The organism is Agrobacterium sp. ST15.16.024 (genome assembly GCF_027956545.1).
Taxonomy (GTDB): domain Bacteria; phylum Pseudomonadota; class Alphaproteobacteria; order Rhizobiales; family Rhizobiaceae; genus Agrobacterium; species Agrobacterium cucumeris.
The window spans coordinates 208,890-225,391 of record NZ_JAQKGO010000005.1 but is presented as its reverse complement, the minus strand read 5'-3'; the positions used below and the strand labels follow the sequence as shown (position 1 = coordinate 225,391).

The window sequence follows — 16,502 nt, the reverse complement described above, 5'->3', positions numbered from 1 at the left end:
GAACTGTTCATTTTTGAACAGAACTCGGAATGGGAGACGAGATTGGCCACACCTTTTACCTGGGACGACCTGCAATATTTTCTGGCCGTGGCCCGCACCGGGCAGCTCTCATCGGCCGCCCGCAGCCTGCGCACCAGCCACGCAACCGTCTCCCGCCACATCGACCGACTGGAATTCTCGCTTAAAACCAAGCTGTTCGAGCGAAACCCGCGCGGTTACGAGCTGACGACGGTGGGGCGGCGGCTGGTCGATACGGTCGAGCGCATAGAAGCGGAGGCCGAAAGACTGCAATCGGATATTTCCGAAAGCGGCAGCCTGCTGCGCGGTGTGGTGCGCCTAAGCGCCCCTGAAGGTTTTTCCAATTTTTTCTTCGTGGAGAGGCTGAAAGACTTCGCCGCCACCCATCCCCACATCATGGTGGAGATGGTGACGATCCAGCAGATCATGGCGCTTTCCAGAAAGGAAGCGGATGTGGCCGTCACGCTCGATCCGCCGAAAGCCGGTCCCTATATCAATGAACAGATCATCGATTACACGCTGCATATCTATGCCTCGCGTTCCTATCTCGCCGGACATCCGAAAATCACGCGGCGTGAGGATTTGCCCGACCATTTCTTCATCGGTTACGTGCAGGACCTGATTTTTTCGCCGGGCCTCGATTACATGCGCGACGTGATGCCCGGCCTGCGCCCCAATTTTCAGTCATCGAGCATTTTCGCCCAGCTGACCGCCACGCTGAGCGGCCGCGGCCTGTGCATATTACCGAACTTCATCGCCGCCCGCTTTCCGGACTTGCAGATGGTTCTTGCCGACGAAGTGCAACTGCGGCGCGGCTACTGGCTGACCAGCCATCAGGATCTTGCCAACGTGCCGCGTGTACGCTCGCTGATGGATTTCATCCTGACCACCGCACGCGCCCACGAAAATCTCTTCATCCTCGACCGCAGGACGATTGCCTGAAACGACCATCGTTCACATTTCGGCGACACCGTGTTTACGGGTGACGGATTGGAGGATGTGCGCGGTTGCTTATATGACTGACAACAACGAAGCCGGTTTGTGAAAACCGGCATCCTCCGACATCTGGAAGGTCATCATGAAAAAGATCGGATTTTTATCCTTCGGCCACTGGACACCCTCACCCCAGTCGCAGACCCGCTCGGCGGCCGACACGCTGCTGCAATCGATAGACCTTGCCGTGGCCGCTGAAGAACTCGGCGCCGATGGCGCTTATTTTCGCGTGCACCATTTCGCCCGCCAGCTTGCCTCACCTTTTCCGCTTCTGGCCGCCGTCGGCGCCAGAACGAAAAATATCGAGATCGGCACCGGCGTCATCGACATGCGTTATGAAAACCCGTTCTACATGGCGGAGGATGCCGGTTCGGCCGACCTCATCGCCGGTGGACGCCTGCAACTCGGCATCAGCCGTGGTTCGCCGGAACAGGTGATCGATGGCTGGCGTTATTTCGGCTTCCGCCCGGCCGAGGGCGAGACCGAGGAAGATATGGCGCGGCAACATACCGAAGTCTTCCTGGAGCTTTTGAAGGGCGAAGGTTTCGCGCAGCCAAACCCGAGACCGATGTTCCCGAACCCGCCCGGCCTTTTGCGCCTGGAACCCCATTCCGAAGGGCTGCGTGAGCGCATCTGGTGGGGTTCGAGTTCCAACGCAACGGCGGTGTGGGCGGCAAAGCTTGGCATGAACCTGCAAAGCTCCACCCTGAAGACGGATGAAACGGGCGAACCTTTCCACGTCCAGCAGGCGCAGCAGATCCGTATCTTCCGGGAAGCCTGGAAGGAGGCCGGACATGCCCGCGAGCCCCGTGTCTCAGTCAGCCGCAGTATCTTCGCCCTCGTCAGCGACCGTGACCGGGCCTATTTCGGTTACGGCAATGAAGGCGACGACAAGATCGGTTATATCGACGACAAGACGCGTGCGATCTTCGGGCGCAGCTATGCCGCCGAGCCTGAAGCGCTGATCGAACAGCTGAAAGCCGATGAAGCCATTGCCGAGGCCGACACGCTGCTCCTGACCGTGCCGAACCAGCTGGGTGTCGATTACAACGCCCATGTGATCGAGACGATCCTGAAGCAGGTGGCGCCGGCTCTCGGCTGGCGCTAACGGCTGGTCCTGAAAATGAGCAAGGCGGCGCAGTCTGTGCGCCGCCTTTTTTATTTCACCGCCTTGCCATAACGGGAAAAGCTTTCCGCCAGCGGCGTCGTGCTGGCGCCGGGCTGCTCCGGCCTCCTGTAAACACCATCCCGCACATGGATCGGCTCTTCGAAATGATCCTTGATCCACGGAATATATTCGAGAATGGTCGAAGCCGGATGCCAGTAGCTCAGATGCACATGCACCTGGCTCATCTCACCCGCATGCGGCACCACGGGCAGGCGATGGGCGAGTGCGAGATCAGCCACCTGAATATATTCGGTGATGCCGCCAAGCCGGGTCACATCCGGCTGGACATAGGCGACCGCCCCGGCATCGATGAATGAGCGGAACGCATCCACCGTATAAAGCTGCTCGCCGAGCGCGATGGGAATGGATGTGCCGCGCGCCAGCCGGGCGTGGCTGGTGACATCGTCATACCACAGCGGTTCTTCGAACCAGTAGATATCCAGATCCTTCGCAGCTGCGCAAAAACGCTGGCATGTCGGCAGGTCCCACTTGCCATTGCCGTCAATGGCGATGCGGATGGAGGAGCCGACGCGGTGGCGGACGGCGGCAAGCCGGGCAATGTCGATATTCGGATCATCATGACCGACCTTGAGCTTCAGGCGGGTGAAGCCATCCTCCTCCACGGCCTTTGCACTGCCGGCCAGCAGGTTTTCCAGCGTAAAGGAAAGCCAGCCAATATCGGTGTTATAGGCTTCCACGCCTGCCGTGCGCGCACCGCCGAGATATTGCCAGAGCGGCACGCCCGCCTTTTTCGCCTTGATATCCCACAACGCCACGTCGATGGCGGCAAGTGCCAGATGGGTGATGCCGGCCCGGCCGACCCATTGCAGCGAGGGGTAACGGGCAAGTTTCATCCACAGCCGCGAATGCTCCGACGCGTCCTCACCCAGCAGCAAGGGCGCATAACAATCGCTGATGCAGGAGGTGATCAGCCTGTCGGATGGAAGATGCGCGTGGGTGCCGGTGAAACCATAACCTTGAATGCCGTCACTCGTCGTGATTTTCGCGCCGACGACGCCCCAATGGGTGATGCTGTGAGTGGAATCGGAGATAGAATCCGACGTGAGCGGCAGATGCAGGATGAAAGGTTCGACAGCGGTAATTTTCATGATCGGTCATTCCTCGATGCTTGGACGCTTCTGGGGAGGAAAGGCGGAAGTCCCTTTTCTGAGCGACGCTTCGCCGATTGGTGGGTGAAGTCACGTCATGCCCCGCACCCGATGACTGCGGGAACTGAACCGTCAGGGGATTGCCGGACCACCCTCCTCCGGCAGCCGGCTTCCGATGGCAGATAGAGCTAACGGAAAAACGGATTTTGTAAAATAAAAAATTTTTTATTTTTAATATTTGATTGTTGCCTGTCTTTCCAAGCTGGGCAATGATGCGGCCATGAACACACTCGTCAAAGTCACGCTCGCCGAACAGGCGCACCGGGAGCTGCGCGCCCGCATCGTCAGCGGCAAACTGCGCGGCGGCGAACGGCTGCTGCCCAACGAGCTTGCCGCCGATCTCGGCATCAGCCCCACACCGGTCAAGGAAGCCTGCGTGAAACTCGAGGCCGACGGGCTGGTGGTCAATTCTTCAAGGCGCGGCATGGTGGTGCGCGATTTCACCGTAGAGGATGTGGAAGAGCTCTACGCCGCCAGAATGCTGCTTGAAAAAGGCGCCGTCGAAGTGGCTTTCGATGCCGGACAACTGGACGGGGAGCTGCATGCGCAGCTTCTCGAAAGCCTCGCCAAACACCGCGAATTCGCCAAGGGCCCGACGCTCGACGAATTGTCAAAAGCGCTTTTTTACGACCGCAGCTTTCACACAACACTGGTTTCAGCCGCCCGCATTCCGGTCATCTCCGGCTCGCATGAACGCATTCTCGACCAGACCCACACGGTTTTCGTCTCGATCCTCGGGGATTACGCCCGTTCGGTGGAAGAGCACCAGAATATCGCCGACGCCATCGCCGCCGGCAGCAAGGCCCAGATCGTCGATACCCTGTGGCGGCATCTCGAGCGCAGCCGCCAGAACACGCTGCGTCAGGTCCGGCTGCTCAAAGAGGCTCGGGCCTGATCCATTCAAAATACGACCTGTTCAGGGACAAGTGGAGGAACTGACATGATGCGCGAAAACCCGGATGCCGCCATTACCATCTTGCTCCGCATGGAGATTTCGCATTGATGACAGACCGGCTTTCCGCTGCCACCCTTCCCCGCCTGCCGCAATCCGTGGCAACACCCGCCTATGATCGCCAGACAATTACACCCGGCATCGTGCATCTCGGGGTCGGTGCGTTTCACCGGGCGCACCAGGCGGTTTTCATTGATGACTGCCTCAATCGCGGTGAGACGCAATGGGGTATCGTCGCCGCATCGCTGCGCAGCCCTGACACACGCGATGCCATCGAACCGCAGGACAATCTCTACACATTCTGCCTGCGGGACGGCCAGAGCGAGCACCTGCGCATCATCGGCTCCATCACGGAAACCATCGTTGCGCCGGAAGATCCTGAGAAGCTGGTGGAGCGGCTATGCGATCCGCGCGTGCTCATCGTCACCCTGACCGTGACGGAGAAGGGTTATCTCACCAATCTCGCTTCCCGCAGCCTGCTGCGTGACCATCCCGATATTCTCCACGACTTTGAAAACCCGGACCGGCCACGCTCCATCTTCGGTTTCATTCTCGCCGCTACACGACGCAGACGCAAAGAAGCATCGCTGCCGCTGACGCTGCTTTCCTGCGACAACCTGCCTGCCAACGGGCATGTGCTACAAAAGCTCTTGCTGGAATTTGCGGAACTGGCCGATCCGGAACTGGCCTCCTTTATCGAAGCCAATATCGCCTGCCCCTGCTCCATGGTGGACCGCATCGTTCCCGCCACAACCGACGCAGATCGGGACGCGATATCGGCAGCACTTGGGGTGCGCGACGCCTGGCCGGTGGTGGCGGAGCCCTATTTCCGCTTCGTCATCGAAGATCGTTTTCCGCATGGAAGGCCGGCGCTCGAAAGATCAGGCGTGGAGTTCGTCAGCAATGTCGAGCCCTATGAACATATGAAGCTCAGAATGCTGAACGGCTCGCACAGCGCCATCGCCGCCATAGGCCAGATCACCGGCCTTAAAACGGTTGCCGATGCATGGGGTGAAAAAACCGTGCGCGATTTCATCGACGCCTATTGGCGCGAAGTTGCCCGGACGTTGGACCCGGCGGTCGATGGAGCAGAATTTGCAGCCGGCCTCAGGGAGCGTTTCGCCAACCCCTCCCTGCAACACAAGACGATGCAGATCGCCTCCGATGCCTCGCAGAAGGTGCCGCTGCGTATTCTTGGCCCCTTGCGCGAATTGCTGGAAGAAAAGACCGCCAGTCGCGCCGTTATTTTTGCCGTCGCTTTATGGATCAGATCCTGCGCAGACCGGGATGAGAAGGATCAGCCGATCACCATTCTCGACCCTGCTTTCAAGGAATGGGATGCGCCGGACCAGCTGGCAATGGCGCCGGATGCTGTCGTGGACCGGTTCCTCACCTTCAGGCGCACATTCGGCGATGACCTGCCAGCCAACGAAAACTTCGTGTCGACACTGAAAGCCGCTTATCGCGACATCCGCGAGCAAGGCGCACTTGCCGCTATGGGTATGTTTTTAAAGTCCTGAAAAACAAACAGGCCGGAAACCCGGCCTGTTTTCTAACTTGATGTTTCTATGCTCAGACCGTTGCGGCCTGCCGCGCCGCCTTGCGGCGTTCCACGCGGGCGCGGATGGCATCGACATCCGTGATGGGCGTCGCAGCGAAGAGCTGGCGCGTATAGGGGTGCTTCGGATCGGCGAAGAGTTGCTCGCGCGTCCCCTGCTCCACCGCCACGCCCTTGGAAATGACCATCACATCGTCGGCGATGTAACGAACCACCGAGAGATCGTGGCTGACGAAAACGTAGGTCAGTTCGAATTCTTCCTGCAGATCCCGGAGCAGGTTCAAGACCTGCGCCTGCACCGAAAGATCGAGCGCGGAAACCGGCTCGTCCAGCACCAGCAGCGCCGGATTGAGCATCAGCGCGCGCGCAATGGCGATGCGCTGGCGCTGGCCGCCGGAGAACATGTGCGGATAACGGTTGAAATGTTCAGGACCGAGACCGACCTTCACCAGCATGGCTTCAGCCCGCTCGCGACGCTCGGAAGCCGGTATTTTCGTGTTGATGACAAGCGGTTCCATCAGCACGTCACCCACCTTCTGGCGCGGATTGAGGCTGCCATAGGGGTTCTGGAACACCATCTGCACCTTGGAACGCATCTGCGTATCCGGACGCCGTCTGGCGATATCGACCGGCTGGCCTTCGATCTTCAGCTCACCGCCGGATGCCGGGTCGATCAGCGCAATGATGCGGGCAAGCGTCGACTTGCCCGAACCGGATTCGCCGACGATAGCGAGCGTCTTGCCACGCTCGACGGCAAAATCGATGCCTTTCAGCGCCTGAACCGTCTTGGCGCCGCCGAACAGGCCGCCCGGAACATGATAATCGCGGGTAATGCCCTTGCCTTCGACAACAATGCTCATTGAACGCCCTCCTTGCCGAAGAAATCGGAAACCGTGGGCAGGCGGTCGCCGGTGGCATTTTCGGGCAGGGCCGAAAGCAATGCCTTGGTATAGGGATGCTGCGGGGCCTCAAAGAGGCTCAAGACATCCGCCTCCTCCATCTTGCGGCCCTTATATTGCACCACAACGCGGTCTGCGGTTTCCGCCACCACGCCCATATCATGGGTGATGAGGATCAGCGCCATGCCGTATTCCGTCTGCAGGTTCATCAAGAGATCGAGGATCTGCTTCTGGATCGTCACGTCAAGCGCGGTGGTCGGCTCGTCGGCGATCAAGAGGCGCGGTTTGGAGGCGATCGCGATGGCGATCATCACGCGCTGGCACTGGCCGCCGGACATCTGGTGCGGATAGGCGTTAAGCTTGGTTTCCGGCTCGGGAATGCCGACAGCGCGGAACAGTTCCAGCGCCCGGGCGCGGGCGGCGGAGCGGCCCATGCCGAGATTGAGGCGCAGCACTTCCTCGATCTGGAACCCAACCGTAAAGGACGGGTTGAGCGAGGCGACCGGCTCCTGGAAGATCATGGTGATCTCGCGGCCGATCACCCTGCGGCGCTCCTGCGGCGACATGGTCAGCAGGTTCTTGCCGTCGAAGGTCATCTCATCGGCGGTAATCGTTGCCGTATCGGGCAGAAGCCCCATGACGGCGAGCATCGATACCGACTTGCCGGACCCGGATTCACCGACGATGGCCAGCACTTCATGCTTGTCGACGGATACGTCGATGCCGTTGACGGCAATGAAGGCGCCGGTGGCGGTGGCGAATTTGACGGTGAGGTTCTTGATTTTCAGCAGGCTCATCGCTCAGCTCCGCTTCAGTTTGGGATCGAGCGCATCGCGCAGACCGTCGCCCATCAGGTTGATGGCGAGTACCGAAATCAGGATCGTCAGACCGGGAAGGGTGACAACCCACCAGGCGCGCAGAATGAATTCACGCGCTTCGGCCAGCATCGTGCCCCATTCGGAAGCGGGCGGCTGGGCGCCCATGCCGAGGAAGCCGAGGGCCGCTGCATCGAGAACCGCGGACGAGAAGGAGAGCGTCGCCTGCACGATCAGCGGGGCAAGGCAGTTCGGCAGAATGGTCTTGAACATCAGCCGGAAATTGCCGGCTCCCGCCACACGGGCGGCGGTGACATATTCGCGCCTGAGCTCACTCATGACAGCGGCACGCGTCAGGCGCGCAAAATGCGGCTGATAGACGATGGCGATGGCGATCATGGCATTGGTAAGACCCGGGCCGAGGATCGCGACCAGCACCAGTGCCAGAAGCAGCGACGGAAATGCCAGGATGACGTCCATCACGCGCATGATGACGGTATCCACCCAGCCGCCGAAAAAGCCGGCGACGAGACCGATGACGATGCCGCCGACAAGGGCGATGGAAACGACGACGACGCCGATGAACAGCGAATATTGCGCGCCATAGATCAGCCGGGACAGCATGTCGCGACCGACCGCATCGGTGCCGAAGAAGAAGCCGGCGCGGCCGCCTTCCTGCCAGACCGGCGGTACAAGCAGCGTATCGCGATATTGCTGCGTCGGGTCATGCGGCGCGATCAGCGGTGCGAAAACCGCCACCAGCACCAGAAGAGTAAAGACGGCAAGGCCGATGACGGCACCACGGTTCTGACGGAAGTAGAACCAGAAATCGGCGATCATCCGGCGGCGGATGGCGGCGTCCGAAAGGCGGACGCCGGGGGTGGTGGTCACATCGCTCATTTGTGACGGATCCTCGGATTGATGAGGCCATAGGTCAAATCGACAAGCAGGTTGACGACCATTACCAGACCCGCGATCAGCAGCAGGCCGCTCTGCACGACCGGATAGTCGCGGCGCGAGATGGAATCGATCATCCACTTGCCGATGCCCGGCCAGGAAAAGATGGTTTCGGTCAGGATGGCACCCGCCATCAGCACGCCAATCTGCAGGCCGATGGTGGTGATGACCGGGATCATGGCGTTGCGCAGTGCATGCACGCCGACGACGCGGGAGGCCGACATGCCTTTTGCACGGGCGGTGCGGACATAATCCTCACCCAGCACTTCCAGCATGGCCGAGCGTGTCTGGCGCGCAATCACCGCCAGCGGAATGGTGGCAAGCACCACCGAGGGCAAGATGAGATGCGACAGGGCCGAGGCGAAAGCGCCCTTCTGCCCCGAAATCAGGCTGTCGATCAGCATGAAACCAGTGACGGAGGGGAAGAAATACATCAGCGAGATGCGGCCCGACACCGGCGTCCATTGCAGGATGCCGGAGAACATGATGATCAGCAGCAGACCCCACCAGAAGATCGGCATGGAGAAGCCCACCAGCGCGGTCGTCATGGAAATCTGATCGAACCACGAGCCACGGCGAATGGCGGCGATGACGCCGACCGGCACGCCGATCAGGGTGGCGATGATGATGGCGACGAGGCCAAGCTCGACCGTCGCGGGGAAGAGCGACAGGAACTCGGTCAGAACAGGCTTCTTGGTGACCAGCGAATTGCCGAGATCGCCCTGAAGCAGCCGTCCGAGGAAATGCAGATATTGCTGCCAGATGGGCTGGGAAAAGCCGAGCTGTTCGGCAAGCTGTGCATGCCGCTCAGGCGATATGCCCCGTTCGCCGGCCATCAGCAGCACGGGATCGCCCGGCAGAACGCGCACGAAGGCGAAGGCGACGATGGTGATCCCGAGGAAGGTCGGAACGAGATAGAGAAGTTTGCCGAGAATGAACCGGATCATGGTTTTTTCCTGAAAAGACGCGCGGAAGAACATGGTTCTTCCGCGCGTCCTGTTGTTTGGGATTACTCCGCGATATCGACGGATTCGAAGGTGAAGTCGCCAAGCGGGCTCATGGTGAAGCCGGAAACCTTGGCGGACATCGGAACGAACTGCGTGGAATGCGCAAGCGTCGCCCACGGAGCCTGTTCCTTGAAGATCACCTGCGCCTGCTCATAAAGCTTGGTGCGCTCGGCAACGTCAGTGGTCTGCTTTGCCTTGGAAAGCAGATCGGAGAACTCCTTGTTGCACCACTGCGCGCGGTTTGCACCACCTTCGCCGGTTGCGGCGCAGGAGAGCAGAACGCCCATGAAGTTGTCAGGGTCACCGTTATCGCCGGTCCAGCCGAGGATGACGGCACCGTCGCGGTTCACTTCTGTCGACTTCTTGAGATATTCACCCCACTCGAAGGAGACGATCTCGGCCTTGACGCCAACCTTCGCAAAATCCGACTGGATCAGCTCGGCCGTGCGGCGTGCGTTCGGCATGTAAGGACGCTGAACCGGCATCGCCCAGATCTTCATCGTCAGATCCTTGACGCCAGCGGCTTCAAGAGCCTTCTTGGCGGCTTCCGGATCGTACGGGTCGTCCTTGATGCTGTCGTTGTAAGACCACATTGTCGGCGGGATCGGGTTCTTGGCAACCTGGCCAGCGCCCTGGAACACGGCATCGATGATTGCCTGCTTGTTCATCGCCATGTTCAGCGCCTTGCGGACTTCCGGCTTGTCGAAAGGTGCAACGGTGGTGTTGTAAGCGAAGTAAGCGACGTTCAGACCCGGCTGCTCATCGAGCTTGAGGTTCTTGTCGGCGCGGATGGTCTCCAGATCGGCCGGAGCCGGATAGGGCATCAGGTGGCATTCGCCGGCCTTCAGCTTCTGCAGGCGCACGGCGGCGTCAGGCGTGATCGCGAAGATCAGATCGTCGATCTTCGGCGCGTCACCCCAGTAGTCGGCGTTCTTCTGGTAGCGGATGACCGCGTCCTTCTGATAAGCGACGAACTTGAACGGACCGGTGCCGATCGGCAGGTTGTTGAAGTCTTCCTTGGTGCCAGCCTTGTCAAGCGTATCGGCATATTCCTTCGATACGATCGAAGCGAAAGGCATGGCGATGTTGGCGAGGAACGGTGCTTCAGGGCGCGTCAGCACGAACTTGACGGTGTAATCGTCAACCTTGACGATTTCCTTGATCAGCGACGGCATTTCCATGGAGTTGTAATATTCGTAGGTGATACCTGCGATATACTGGTTCCACGGGTTCTTCGCGTCACCCTGGCGGTTGTAGCTGAAAATCACGTCATCGGCGTTGAAATCGCGGCTCGGCGTGAACTTCTCGTTGGAGTGCCACTTTACGCCCTTGCGCAGGTGGAACGTATATTCGAGGCCATCGCTCGAAACATCCCATTTTTCCGCAAGGCCCGGCTCGACTTCGGTCGTGCCCTTCTTGAACTCGGCCAGACGGTTGTAGACCGGGTGCGCGGAGGCATCGAAGGTGCCGCCAGCCGTGTAAGGCGACGGATCAAAGCCTTCCGGCGATGCCTCGGAGCAATAAACGAAGGTCTTCGCCATGGCAGGCATGGCGGAAGTGATCGCAATCGCAGAGGCGATAAGCAAACTGCGGGTCAGCGTTTTCATCTGGTGGTCCTTTCCCTCTTTTTCTGAGTTCCTGCGGCCCCGTTTGGGGGCCTACCTCTTCTGGTCAGCAGCGGCACGCAACACGTGCCGCTATTCGGTCCTTTGCCTCCCGACCAATTACCTGGCGACCGGCTGAAACAGCCGGTCGAGGTTCGTTTCCGGCGGGCAGAACCAGCGCGGTCCCGCCTCCGTCATATAAACAATGTCCTCAAGACGGACGCCGCATTCCCCATAAACGCACAGCATGGGCTCGATGGAAAAGCACATTCCCGGTTCAAGCGCCGTCGCATTTCCTGCAACGATATAGGGTTCTTCGTGAATATCCAGCCCAAGCCCGTGGCCGGTGCGATGCGGCAGACCCGGGACCTGATAATCCGGGCCGAAACCGACCGCCTTCAGGCTGTCGCGTGCGGCCTTGTCGACATCGGAACACGCAGCACCGATGTAGGCCGCGGCAAAGGCCGCAGCCTGCGCATCACGTTCAGCGTTCCAGAGGAAACGCTGCCGCTCGGTCGGCTGGCCAAAGACGTAGGTGCGGGTGATGTCGGAACGGTAGCCATGAAGAATGGCGCCGAGATCGACCAGCACCATATCGCCTTCGTTCAATGTCTGCGCATAGGGCACGCCATGCGGATAGGCCGTCGCCTCACCGAACTGCACCGCCACAAAAAGCGGTTTCATGCCAAGGGCGATATGAGCGGCATTAACGAAATCAGCCACTTCGGTGGTGGAAATGCCGGGACGAAGCCCTTCGAATACGGCCTTCTGCACGCCGTAACTTGCATCCATCGCCGTCTGGATAAGGGCAATTTCAGCCGCAGACTTGACCTGTCGCTGGGCGATGATCATCGGCTGGGCAGAAATGACCCGTCCTTCCAGACGCTGCATCAGGGCGGATGCGAAAACAAATGGTGTAGCGGGATCGATGGCCACAAGATGACCGGCACAGGAAAGCGCCGCAACGCGTCCCGCCATCAGGTCGAAGGGATTTTCATCCTCTTCCCAGATGGCGACTTCGCCCTTGATGCGAATGAGGGTCTGGAGTTTCGGCTCTTCGAATGTCGGGCTGATATAGATCGGCGCGCCCTCGGCCGGCACCAGAGCGCCGTGAATTCGCTCGGAAAGGCCAAGTGACAGGCCGGTATAATAGGTCAGCGACGATGATGCATCGAGCCAGACCGCCTTGACATTGTCCTGGATCATCCGCGCCTGAAGGCCGCGTAGCCGCAACCTGAGTTCGTCTTCAGCGATCGATGAAACCGCGATCGGCTGAAACCGCTTCAGCGCCTCTTGAAAGTCTGCCATTCTCTCCCCGCCGCTTTCGGGCGCACAGACACAAGCGTGTCGGCCACCTCCCAAGCGTTCTTTTGCCCATGCTTAAACACAGGCCGGGGCCTAAGCAATGGGCCAGCACCACGCACCGCCACAAAACTGTGCATATTCATCTAGACATAACGAAATCGTGATCGATGCGCGTCCGATTCCCGTTCCGATTGCCTTGACGGGAAAAATGAAAATCCCCCGGAAATTCGGGGGCCAGTGGAATATTCCGCGCGCCTGGCCAGCGCGCTGAAACGCACCCACAGAAAGAACATCAAAAAAGAAGGTCCGGAAAAGGAAAAAGCCTGCCGCGGGAGGAGGTGCGGCAGGCTTCAAACTTGATCGGCGACTGGGAGGAGGAGTGCCACCGATCCACATCGAGCGACGCTGGGAGGAGGAGTGCGTCGCTTCGATGATTGGAATATAGCGACATCTGCGATTTTTAACAGAGCAAGTCTCGCAATGCAGCATTGCATTTTTGCATAGCTTCAAAATACCTGCACGGTTTTTCAGCACTCCCCAAAATCCGTCGAAATCAGCTTTCGCGATGGACCTGAAAACCGGCAAAGGACTGGTTGACCGGCATGAGTTCGAGGCTGTTGATATTGATGTGTTTGGGCTGCGAGGCGACCCAATAGATCGTATTGGCGATATCGTCTGCCGTGATCGGGTTGACACCCTTATAAAGATTGTCCGACGCATCCTGGTTGCCGCCGGTGCGCACCAGCGTGAATTCGGTTTCGCACATGCCGGGTTCGATGGAAGTGACGCGCACGCCCTTGCCATGCAGGTCCGAGCGAAGGCCGAGCGAGAACTGCCGAAGGAAAGCTTTCGTGCCGGCATAAACGTTGCCGCCGGCATAGGGCCAGTGCGCGGCGACCGAGGAGAGGTTGACGACAATGCCCTTACGCTCGATCAGCGTGGGCAAGAGAAGGTGAGTGACGTTCAACAGGCCGGTGATATTGGTGTTCACCATGGTCTGCCAGTCTTTCAGCGGCACCTGCGGCGCGGGCGCCGTGCCAAGCGCAAGGCCGGCATTGTTGACGAGAATGTCGATATCCCGGAAGCCCTCCGGCAACGCAGCCAGCGCCTTCGCCGTTGCATCCTCATCGGTAATGTCGAAAGCGGCACCATGGAAGGCCGAGCCGAGTTCCGCCGCCAGCGCCTCCAGCCGTTCCGTCCGCCGGCCTGTGCCGATGACCTTCCAGCCTTCCTTGATGAAGCGCCGCGCCGTAGCCTGGCCGAAACCGGATGTGGCGCCGGTGATAAGAATGGTACCGCTCATGATGATGTCTCCGCTAATTTCGTTCTGTCAGGATCAGCCTGTCCCAGTAATTTCTCCGCCGCCGCCGCAAGGCAGCGTTTATAGGCGTCGAGGTCCGTATAGAGCGCCTCTTCAGGCGCATTGCCGACAATGATGACCCCACCGCGACGCACAATTCCACCATGCAGCATGAGATTGTCGACCATGTCGAAATTCTCGATCGACAGCCCGTCCGGCCCGCGATAGCGACCCGTTTCATCGATGGTGGAAACACCGCCATAATGCGCCTTGATGCGGGTGAAGTGATTGGCCGCGACATTGGTATAGGCGAAAACCGGCTTGCCCAGTGCGCACATGAAACCCAGCTCAAAGCTTGTTCCCGTATCGGCGGCGACACCGCGAAACGGTGTGAGATTGGCAATCACCGCATCCGCTTCAAGCATCATCCGCTCGTCAACGGCATTGATGTTGCAGCCATGGCCGATCCGGGTATCCGCCGGCGGAATCTGCAGATCACCCGGTGAAAGCGGCGTAAAACCGGCATCCCGCGCCAGCGAGGCCTTGAGATCGAGCATTTCACGCGCGTTCGGGAGGAAGACTTCCGGTCCGGCGAGATAGATTTTCTTTGTCATCGGGAATTCATGCGTTTTGTAAGAAAAGGATTTCCCGAACCTAACCCGGGGACTTTCGCAAAGGCAAGCGCGAAGCCGCGCCGAACCGACCCATAAAACGGTATCATCAGGCCATTCTTTCCGTTATAGCCGGAGCAACCGACTGCAATTTCTGGAGCAAGACATGGCCGCAACCATTCGCTATCACGAAGGCGATATTTCCGCCGAAGATACCGCGCGTTATGCCGGGGCCATCGCAATCGACACGGAAACACTCGGGCTGGTGCCGCGCCGCGACCGTCTCTGCGTCGTCCAGCTTTCGCCGGGCGATGGCACTGCGGATGTCATCCGCATCGCCGCCGGACAGAAACAGGCCCCCAACCTCGTGCGCATGCTCGAAGATCCCGCCCACCAGAAGATCTTTCATTACGGCCGTTTCGATATTGCCGTCCTGTTCCACACCTTTGGCGTGACGACGACACCGGTTTTCTGCACCAAGATCGCCTCCCGCCTCACCCGCACCTATACCGACCGGCACGGCCTGAAGGACAATCTGAAGGAGATGCTGGAAGTTGATATTTCCAAGGCGCAGCAGTCCTCCGACTGGGCCGCGGAGACGCTATCGCCCGCCCAGCTCGAATATGCCGCCTCCGATGTGCTGCACCTGCACGCGCTGCGCGACAAGCTGACCCACCGCCTTGTGCGCGATGGCCGCCTTGATCATGCCGACGCCTGTTTCGCGTTTCTGCCGACCCGCGCCAAGCTCGATCTTCTCGGCTGGGAAGAAACGGATATTTTCGCCCATAGCTGAGCGTTTTTACGCCTGGTTAAGCACTGATTTACCGAATTTGCCTATTCTCGGCCGCAACTTTGGGTGGCCGGGATTTTTCAGATGATTACTCCGCTGCAGCAGACAGCCAGCATAGCCGTCAGCGATCTCATGCGGTCGATGGTCGAGACCATCGAGGAACGTCAGCGCGAAGAGCAGGAAAAGGCAAACGGCACCAAAAAGGATGAGGCGGTCAAGACCCAGCCGCAGCCGGACCAAAGCCAGCGTGTCGCCAATGAAAAGATAAGCGCCCGTCTGTTCGGCATCATGAAACCGGACCCGGATGCCTTCACCTCGCTCGTCTCCCGCTTCTCCTCCGCCCTTGGTGTCACCCAGGAAAAGGACGAATCGAGCTTCTCGTTTGCGCGAAGACTTCAGGACGCACTGACCCTGACAGGCGGCTTTGAAAAGGTCGATGCGCAGGGAAAAGCCACGACAATTTCCCTGAAATCCTTCGGCGTTTCGGAAGCACAGGTCGTAGACGTGCTGAACAATGGCGCCACCGCCAAGACCGATCCCATGGCCGCCCTTGCCGCCCGCATTGCAGCAAGCGCTGGCCTGACGGGCAAGGAAGAGGATTTCGGTGTGCAGATGTCGGATGCGATCATGGCAGCGCGTGCGACCTTGCCGAAAAGCATCAACGATCTGGAAGAATCCACCGGTCTGAAGGAACTCGGCGTTTCAGCCCAGCAGATGATCGCCGCCATCGCCAATCCCTTCGGCGACGCGGCACGCGCCGTGAAGGATGCCCTGAACGAGCAGGCGCAGGGCACCCTGTTCATGACACGCGAAACGATGAAGGTCATCCAGCGCCTGGAAGATGTCGCCGACCCGAAAACCAAGGAAGAATTGCAGGCCGAGCGCGGCGAAAATCGCATCGGCGAAGTCAACGATGCCGAGGTGAAGGCCGAGCGGGAACAGGATATCCAGAGCCGCGACGCGCAGGGAAAACTCGAGGATGTGCAGGAACTTCAGGAGGTCGTGAAGGAACACAACGACGCTTCCGCCGGTGAAAAAACGGATGGCGCGGAGGGGCAAGGTCCGGTCGATATTTCATCGGAAATCGCCCTGATTTCCGTGCTTGCGGCCGCGCCGGACGAAGAAGCTACCCCGGCTGAAAACGATAATGCGCCTGCAGAGGCGGGCAAGGCCAAAACAGACGCGACCACCACACCGGCCGATGCGGAAGCATTGCTGGACGCGATGGCGGTTGTCGATGACGCCCGCAGCGCCATTTTGCCGATCTCGATCGACGATAACGGTCTTTATGAACTGCTGAAGAAAAAGGCGGCATGATTGCCGCTTGCGACCGTATTTGAGCGAAACATGATGTGA

The 16,502-nt window shown here is 59.5% G+C and carries 15 protein-coding genes; 6 read left to right on the top strand and 9 right to left on the bottom strand.

What is annotated here, in order from left to right:
• The first annotated feature begins 42 nt into the window (after positions 1–42).
• Positions 43–960: a LysR family transcriptional regulator gene (locus PL640_RS17475; RefSeq protein WP_142842434.1), complete on the top strand. Its 918-nt coding sequence runs from the start codon at positions 43–45 to the stop codon at positions 958–960.
• Positions 961–1,096: 136 nt separating this feature from the next.
• Complete coding sequence (locus PL640_RS17470; protein WP_142842435.1) at positions 1,097–2,119, top strand: LLM class flavin-dependent oxidoreductase; 1,023 nt, start codon at positions 1,097–1,099, stop codon at positions 2,117–2,119.
• 50 nt (positions 2,120–2,169) lie between these two features.
• Here PL640_RS17470 and PL640_RS17465 read toward each other — a convergent pair whose 3' ends face one another.
• Positions 2,170–3,288, bottom strand: coding sequence for a mandelate racemase/muconate lactonizing enzyme family protein (locus tag PL640_RS17465; RefSeq protein ID WP_271362810.1), 1,119 nt, complete (start codon positions 3,286–3,288; stop codon positions 2,170–2,172).
• Positions 3,289–3,568: 280 nt separating this feature from the next.
• On the opposite strand from PL640_RS17465, the gene PL640_RS17460 reads away from it, so the two are divergent.
• A complete protein-coding gene (locus tag PL640_RS17460; protein WP_271362809.1) occupies positions 3,569–4,243 on the top strand; it encodes a GntR family transcriptional regulator in 675 nt (224 codons plus the stop codon).
• Between the two features lie 107 nt (positions 4,244–4,350).
• Positions 4,351–5,820 carry a mannitol dehydrogenase family protein gene (locus tag PL640_RS17455; RefSeq protein WP_271362808.1) on the top strand — a complete coding sequence of 490 codons (1,470 nt, stop codon included), beginning with the start codon at positions 4,351–4,353 and terminating at the stop codon, positions 5,818–5,820.
• Positions 5,821–5,872: 52 nt separating this feature from the next.
• On the opposite strand, the gene PL640_RS17450 is transcribed toward PL640_RS17455, so the two are convergent.
• The 8 genes from PL640_RS17450 to PL640_RS17415 all read right to left on the bottom strand — a co-directional run bounded on the left by PL640_RS17450 (position 5,873) and on the right by PL640_RS17415 (position 14,359).
• Positions 5,873–6,718, bottom strand: a complete 846-nt coding sequence (locus PL640_RS17450) for an ATP-binding cassette domain-containing protein (protein ID WP_271362807.1) — start codon at positions 6,716–6,718, stop codon at positions 5,873–5,875.
• Positions 6,715–7,554: an ABC transporter ATP-binding protein gene (locus tag PL640_RS17445; protein ID WP_271362806.1), complete on the bottom strand. Its 840-nt coding sequence runs from the start codon at positions 7,552–7,554 to the stop codon at positions 6,715–6,717. Before PL640_RS17445 ends, PL640_RS17450 begins: the two co-directional genes overlap by 4 nt.
• A 3-nt stretch (positions 7,555–7,557) precedes the next feature.
• Positions 7,558–8,472 (bottom strand): ABC transporter permease subunit, encoded by a 915-nt coding sequence (locus PL640_RS17440; protein WP_271362805.1) that lies wholly within the window; start codon positions 8,470–8,472, stop codon positions 7,558–7,560.
• Positions 8,469–9,476, bottom strand: a complete 1,008-nt coding sequence (locus tag PL640_RS17435; RefSeq protein ID WP_269701702.1) for an ABC transporter permease subunit — start codon at positions 9,474–9,476, stop codon at positions 8,469–8,471. The genes PL640_RS17440 and PL640_RS17435 overlap by 4 nt, the downstream gene beginning before the upstream one ends.
• A gap of 62 nt (positions 9,477–9,538) precedes the next feature.
• Positions 9,539–11,143 carry an ABC transporter substrate-binding protein gene (locus PL640_RS17430; RefSeq protein ID WP_271362804.1) on the bottom strand — a complete coding sequence of 535 codons (1,605 nt, stop codon included), beginning with the start codon at positions 11,141–11,143 and terminating at the stop codon, positions 9,539–9,541.
• Between the two features lie 117 nt (positions 11,144–11,260).
• Positions 11,261–12,448: a M24 family metallopeptidase gene (locus PL640_RS17425; RefSeq protein ID WP_271362803.1), complete on the bottom strand. Its 1,188-nt coding sequence runs from the start codon at positions 12,446–12,448 to the stop codon at positions 11,261–11,263.
• A 550-nt stretch (positions 12,449–12,998) separates the two neighbouring features.
• The gene (locus PL640_RS17420; RefSeq protein ID WP_271362802.1) at positions 12,999–13,748 is read right to left on the bottom strand and encodes an SDR family oxidoreductase; all 750 of its coding nucleotides are present in this window, start codon (positions 13,746–13,748) and stop codon (positions 12,999–13,001) included.
• Entirely contained in the window at positions 13,745–14,359 is a 615-nt protein-coding gene (locus tag PL640_RS17415) for a nucleoside 2-deoxyribosyltransferase (protein ID WP_271362801.1), read from the bottom strand. The genes PL640_RS17420 and PL640_RS17415 overlap by 4 nt, the downstream gene beginning before the upstream one ends.
• A gap of 163 nt (positions 14,360–14,522) precedes the next feature.
• On the opposite strand from PL640_RS17415, the gene PL640_RS17410 reads away from it, so the two are divergent.
• Together PL640_RS17410 and PL640_RS17405 are read left to right on the top strand one after the other, a co-directional pair.
• Positions 14,523–15,149 carry a ribonuclease D gene (locus PL640_RS17410; RefSeq protein ID WP_271362800.1) on the top strand — a complete coding sequence of 209 codons (627 nt, stop codon included), beginning with the start codon at positions 14,523–14,525 and terminating at the stop codon, positions 15,147–15,149.
• Between the two features lie 81 nt (positions 15,150–15,230).
• Positions 15,231–16,463, top strand: a complete 1,233-nt coding sequence (locus PL640_RS17405; RefSeq protein WP_271362799.1) for a hypothetical protein — start codon at positions 15,231–15,233, stop codon at positions 16,461–16,463.
• The last annotated feature ends 39 nt before the right edge of the window (positions 16,464–16,502 follow it).

Excerpts from the sequence above, each read along its gene's own strand:
- PL640_RS17470 (WP_142842435.1), top strand. The coding sequence starts at position 1,097 with ATGAAAAAGATCGGATTTTTATCCTTCGGCCACTGGACACCCTCACCC.
- PL640_RS17465 (WP_271362810.1), bottom strand. The coding sequence starts at position 3,288 with ATGAAAATTACCGCTGTCGAACCTTTCATCCTGCATCTGCCGCTCACG.
- PL640_RS17460 (WP_271362809.1), top strand. The coding sequence starts at position 3,569 with ATGAACACACTCGTCAAAGTCACGCTCGCCGAACAGGCGCACCGGGAG.
- PL640_RS17455 (WP_271362808.1), top strand. The coding sequence starts at position 4,351 with ATGACAGACCGGCTTTCCGCTGCCACCCTTCCCCGCCTGCCGCAATCC.
- PL640_RS17450 (WP_271362807.1), bottom strand. The coding sequence starts at position 6,718 with ATGAGCATTGTTGTCGAAGGCAAGGGCATTACCCGCGATTATCATGTT.
- PL640_RS17445 (WP_271362806.1), bottom strand. The coding sequence starts at position 7,554 with ATGAGCCTGCTGAAAATCAAGAACCTCACCGTCAAATTCGCCACCGCC.
- PL640_RS17440 (WP_271362805.1), bottom strand. The coding sequence starts at position 8,472 with ATGAGCGATGTGACCACCACCCCCGGCGTCCGCCTTTCGGACGCCGCC.
- PL640_RS17435 (WP_269701702.1), bottom strand. The coding sequence starts at position 9,476 with ATGATCCGGTTCATTCTCGGCAAACTTCTCTATCTCGTTCCGACCTTC.
- PL640_RS17430 (WP_271362804.1), bottom strand. The coding sequence starts at position 11,143 with ATGAAAACGCTGACCCGCAGTTTGCTTATCGCCTCTGCGATTGCGATC.
- PL640_RS17425 (WP_271362803.1), bottom strand. The coding sequence starts at position 12,448 with ATGGCAGACTTTCAAGAGGCGCTGAAGCGGTTTCAGCCGATCGCGGTT.
- PL640_RS17420 (WP_271362802.1), bottom strand. The coding sequence starts at position 13,748 with ATGAGCGGTACCATTCTTATCACCGGCGCCACATCCGGTTTCGGCCAG.
- PL640_RS17415 (WP_271362801.1), bottom strand. The coding sequence starts at position 14,359 with ATGACAAAGAAAATCTATCTCGCCGGACCGGAAGTCTTCCTCCCGAAC.
- PL640_RS17410 (WP_271362800.1), top strand. The coding sequence starts at position 14,523 with ATGGCCGCAACCATTCGCTATCACGAAGGCGATATTTCCGCCGAAGAT.
- PL640_RS17405 (WP_271362799.1), top strand. The coding sequence starts at position 15,231 with ATGATTACTCCGCTGCAGCAGACAGCCAGCATAGCCGTCAGCGATCTC.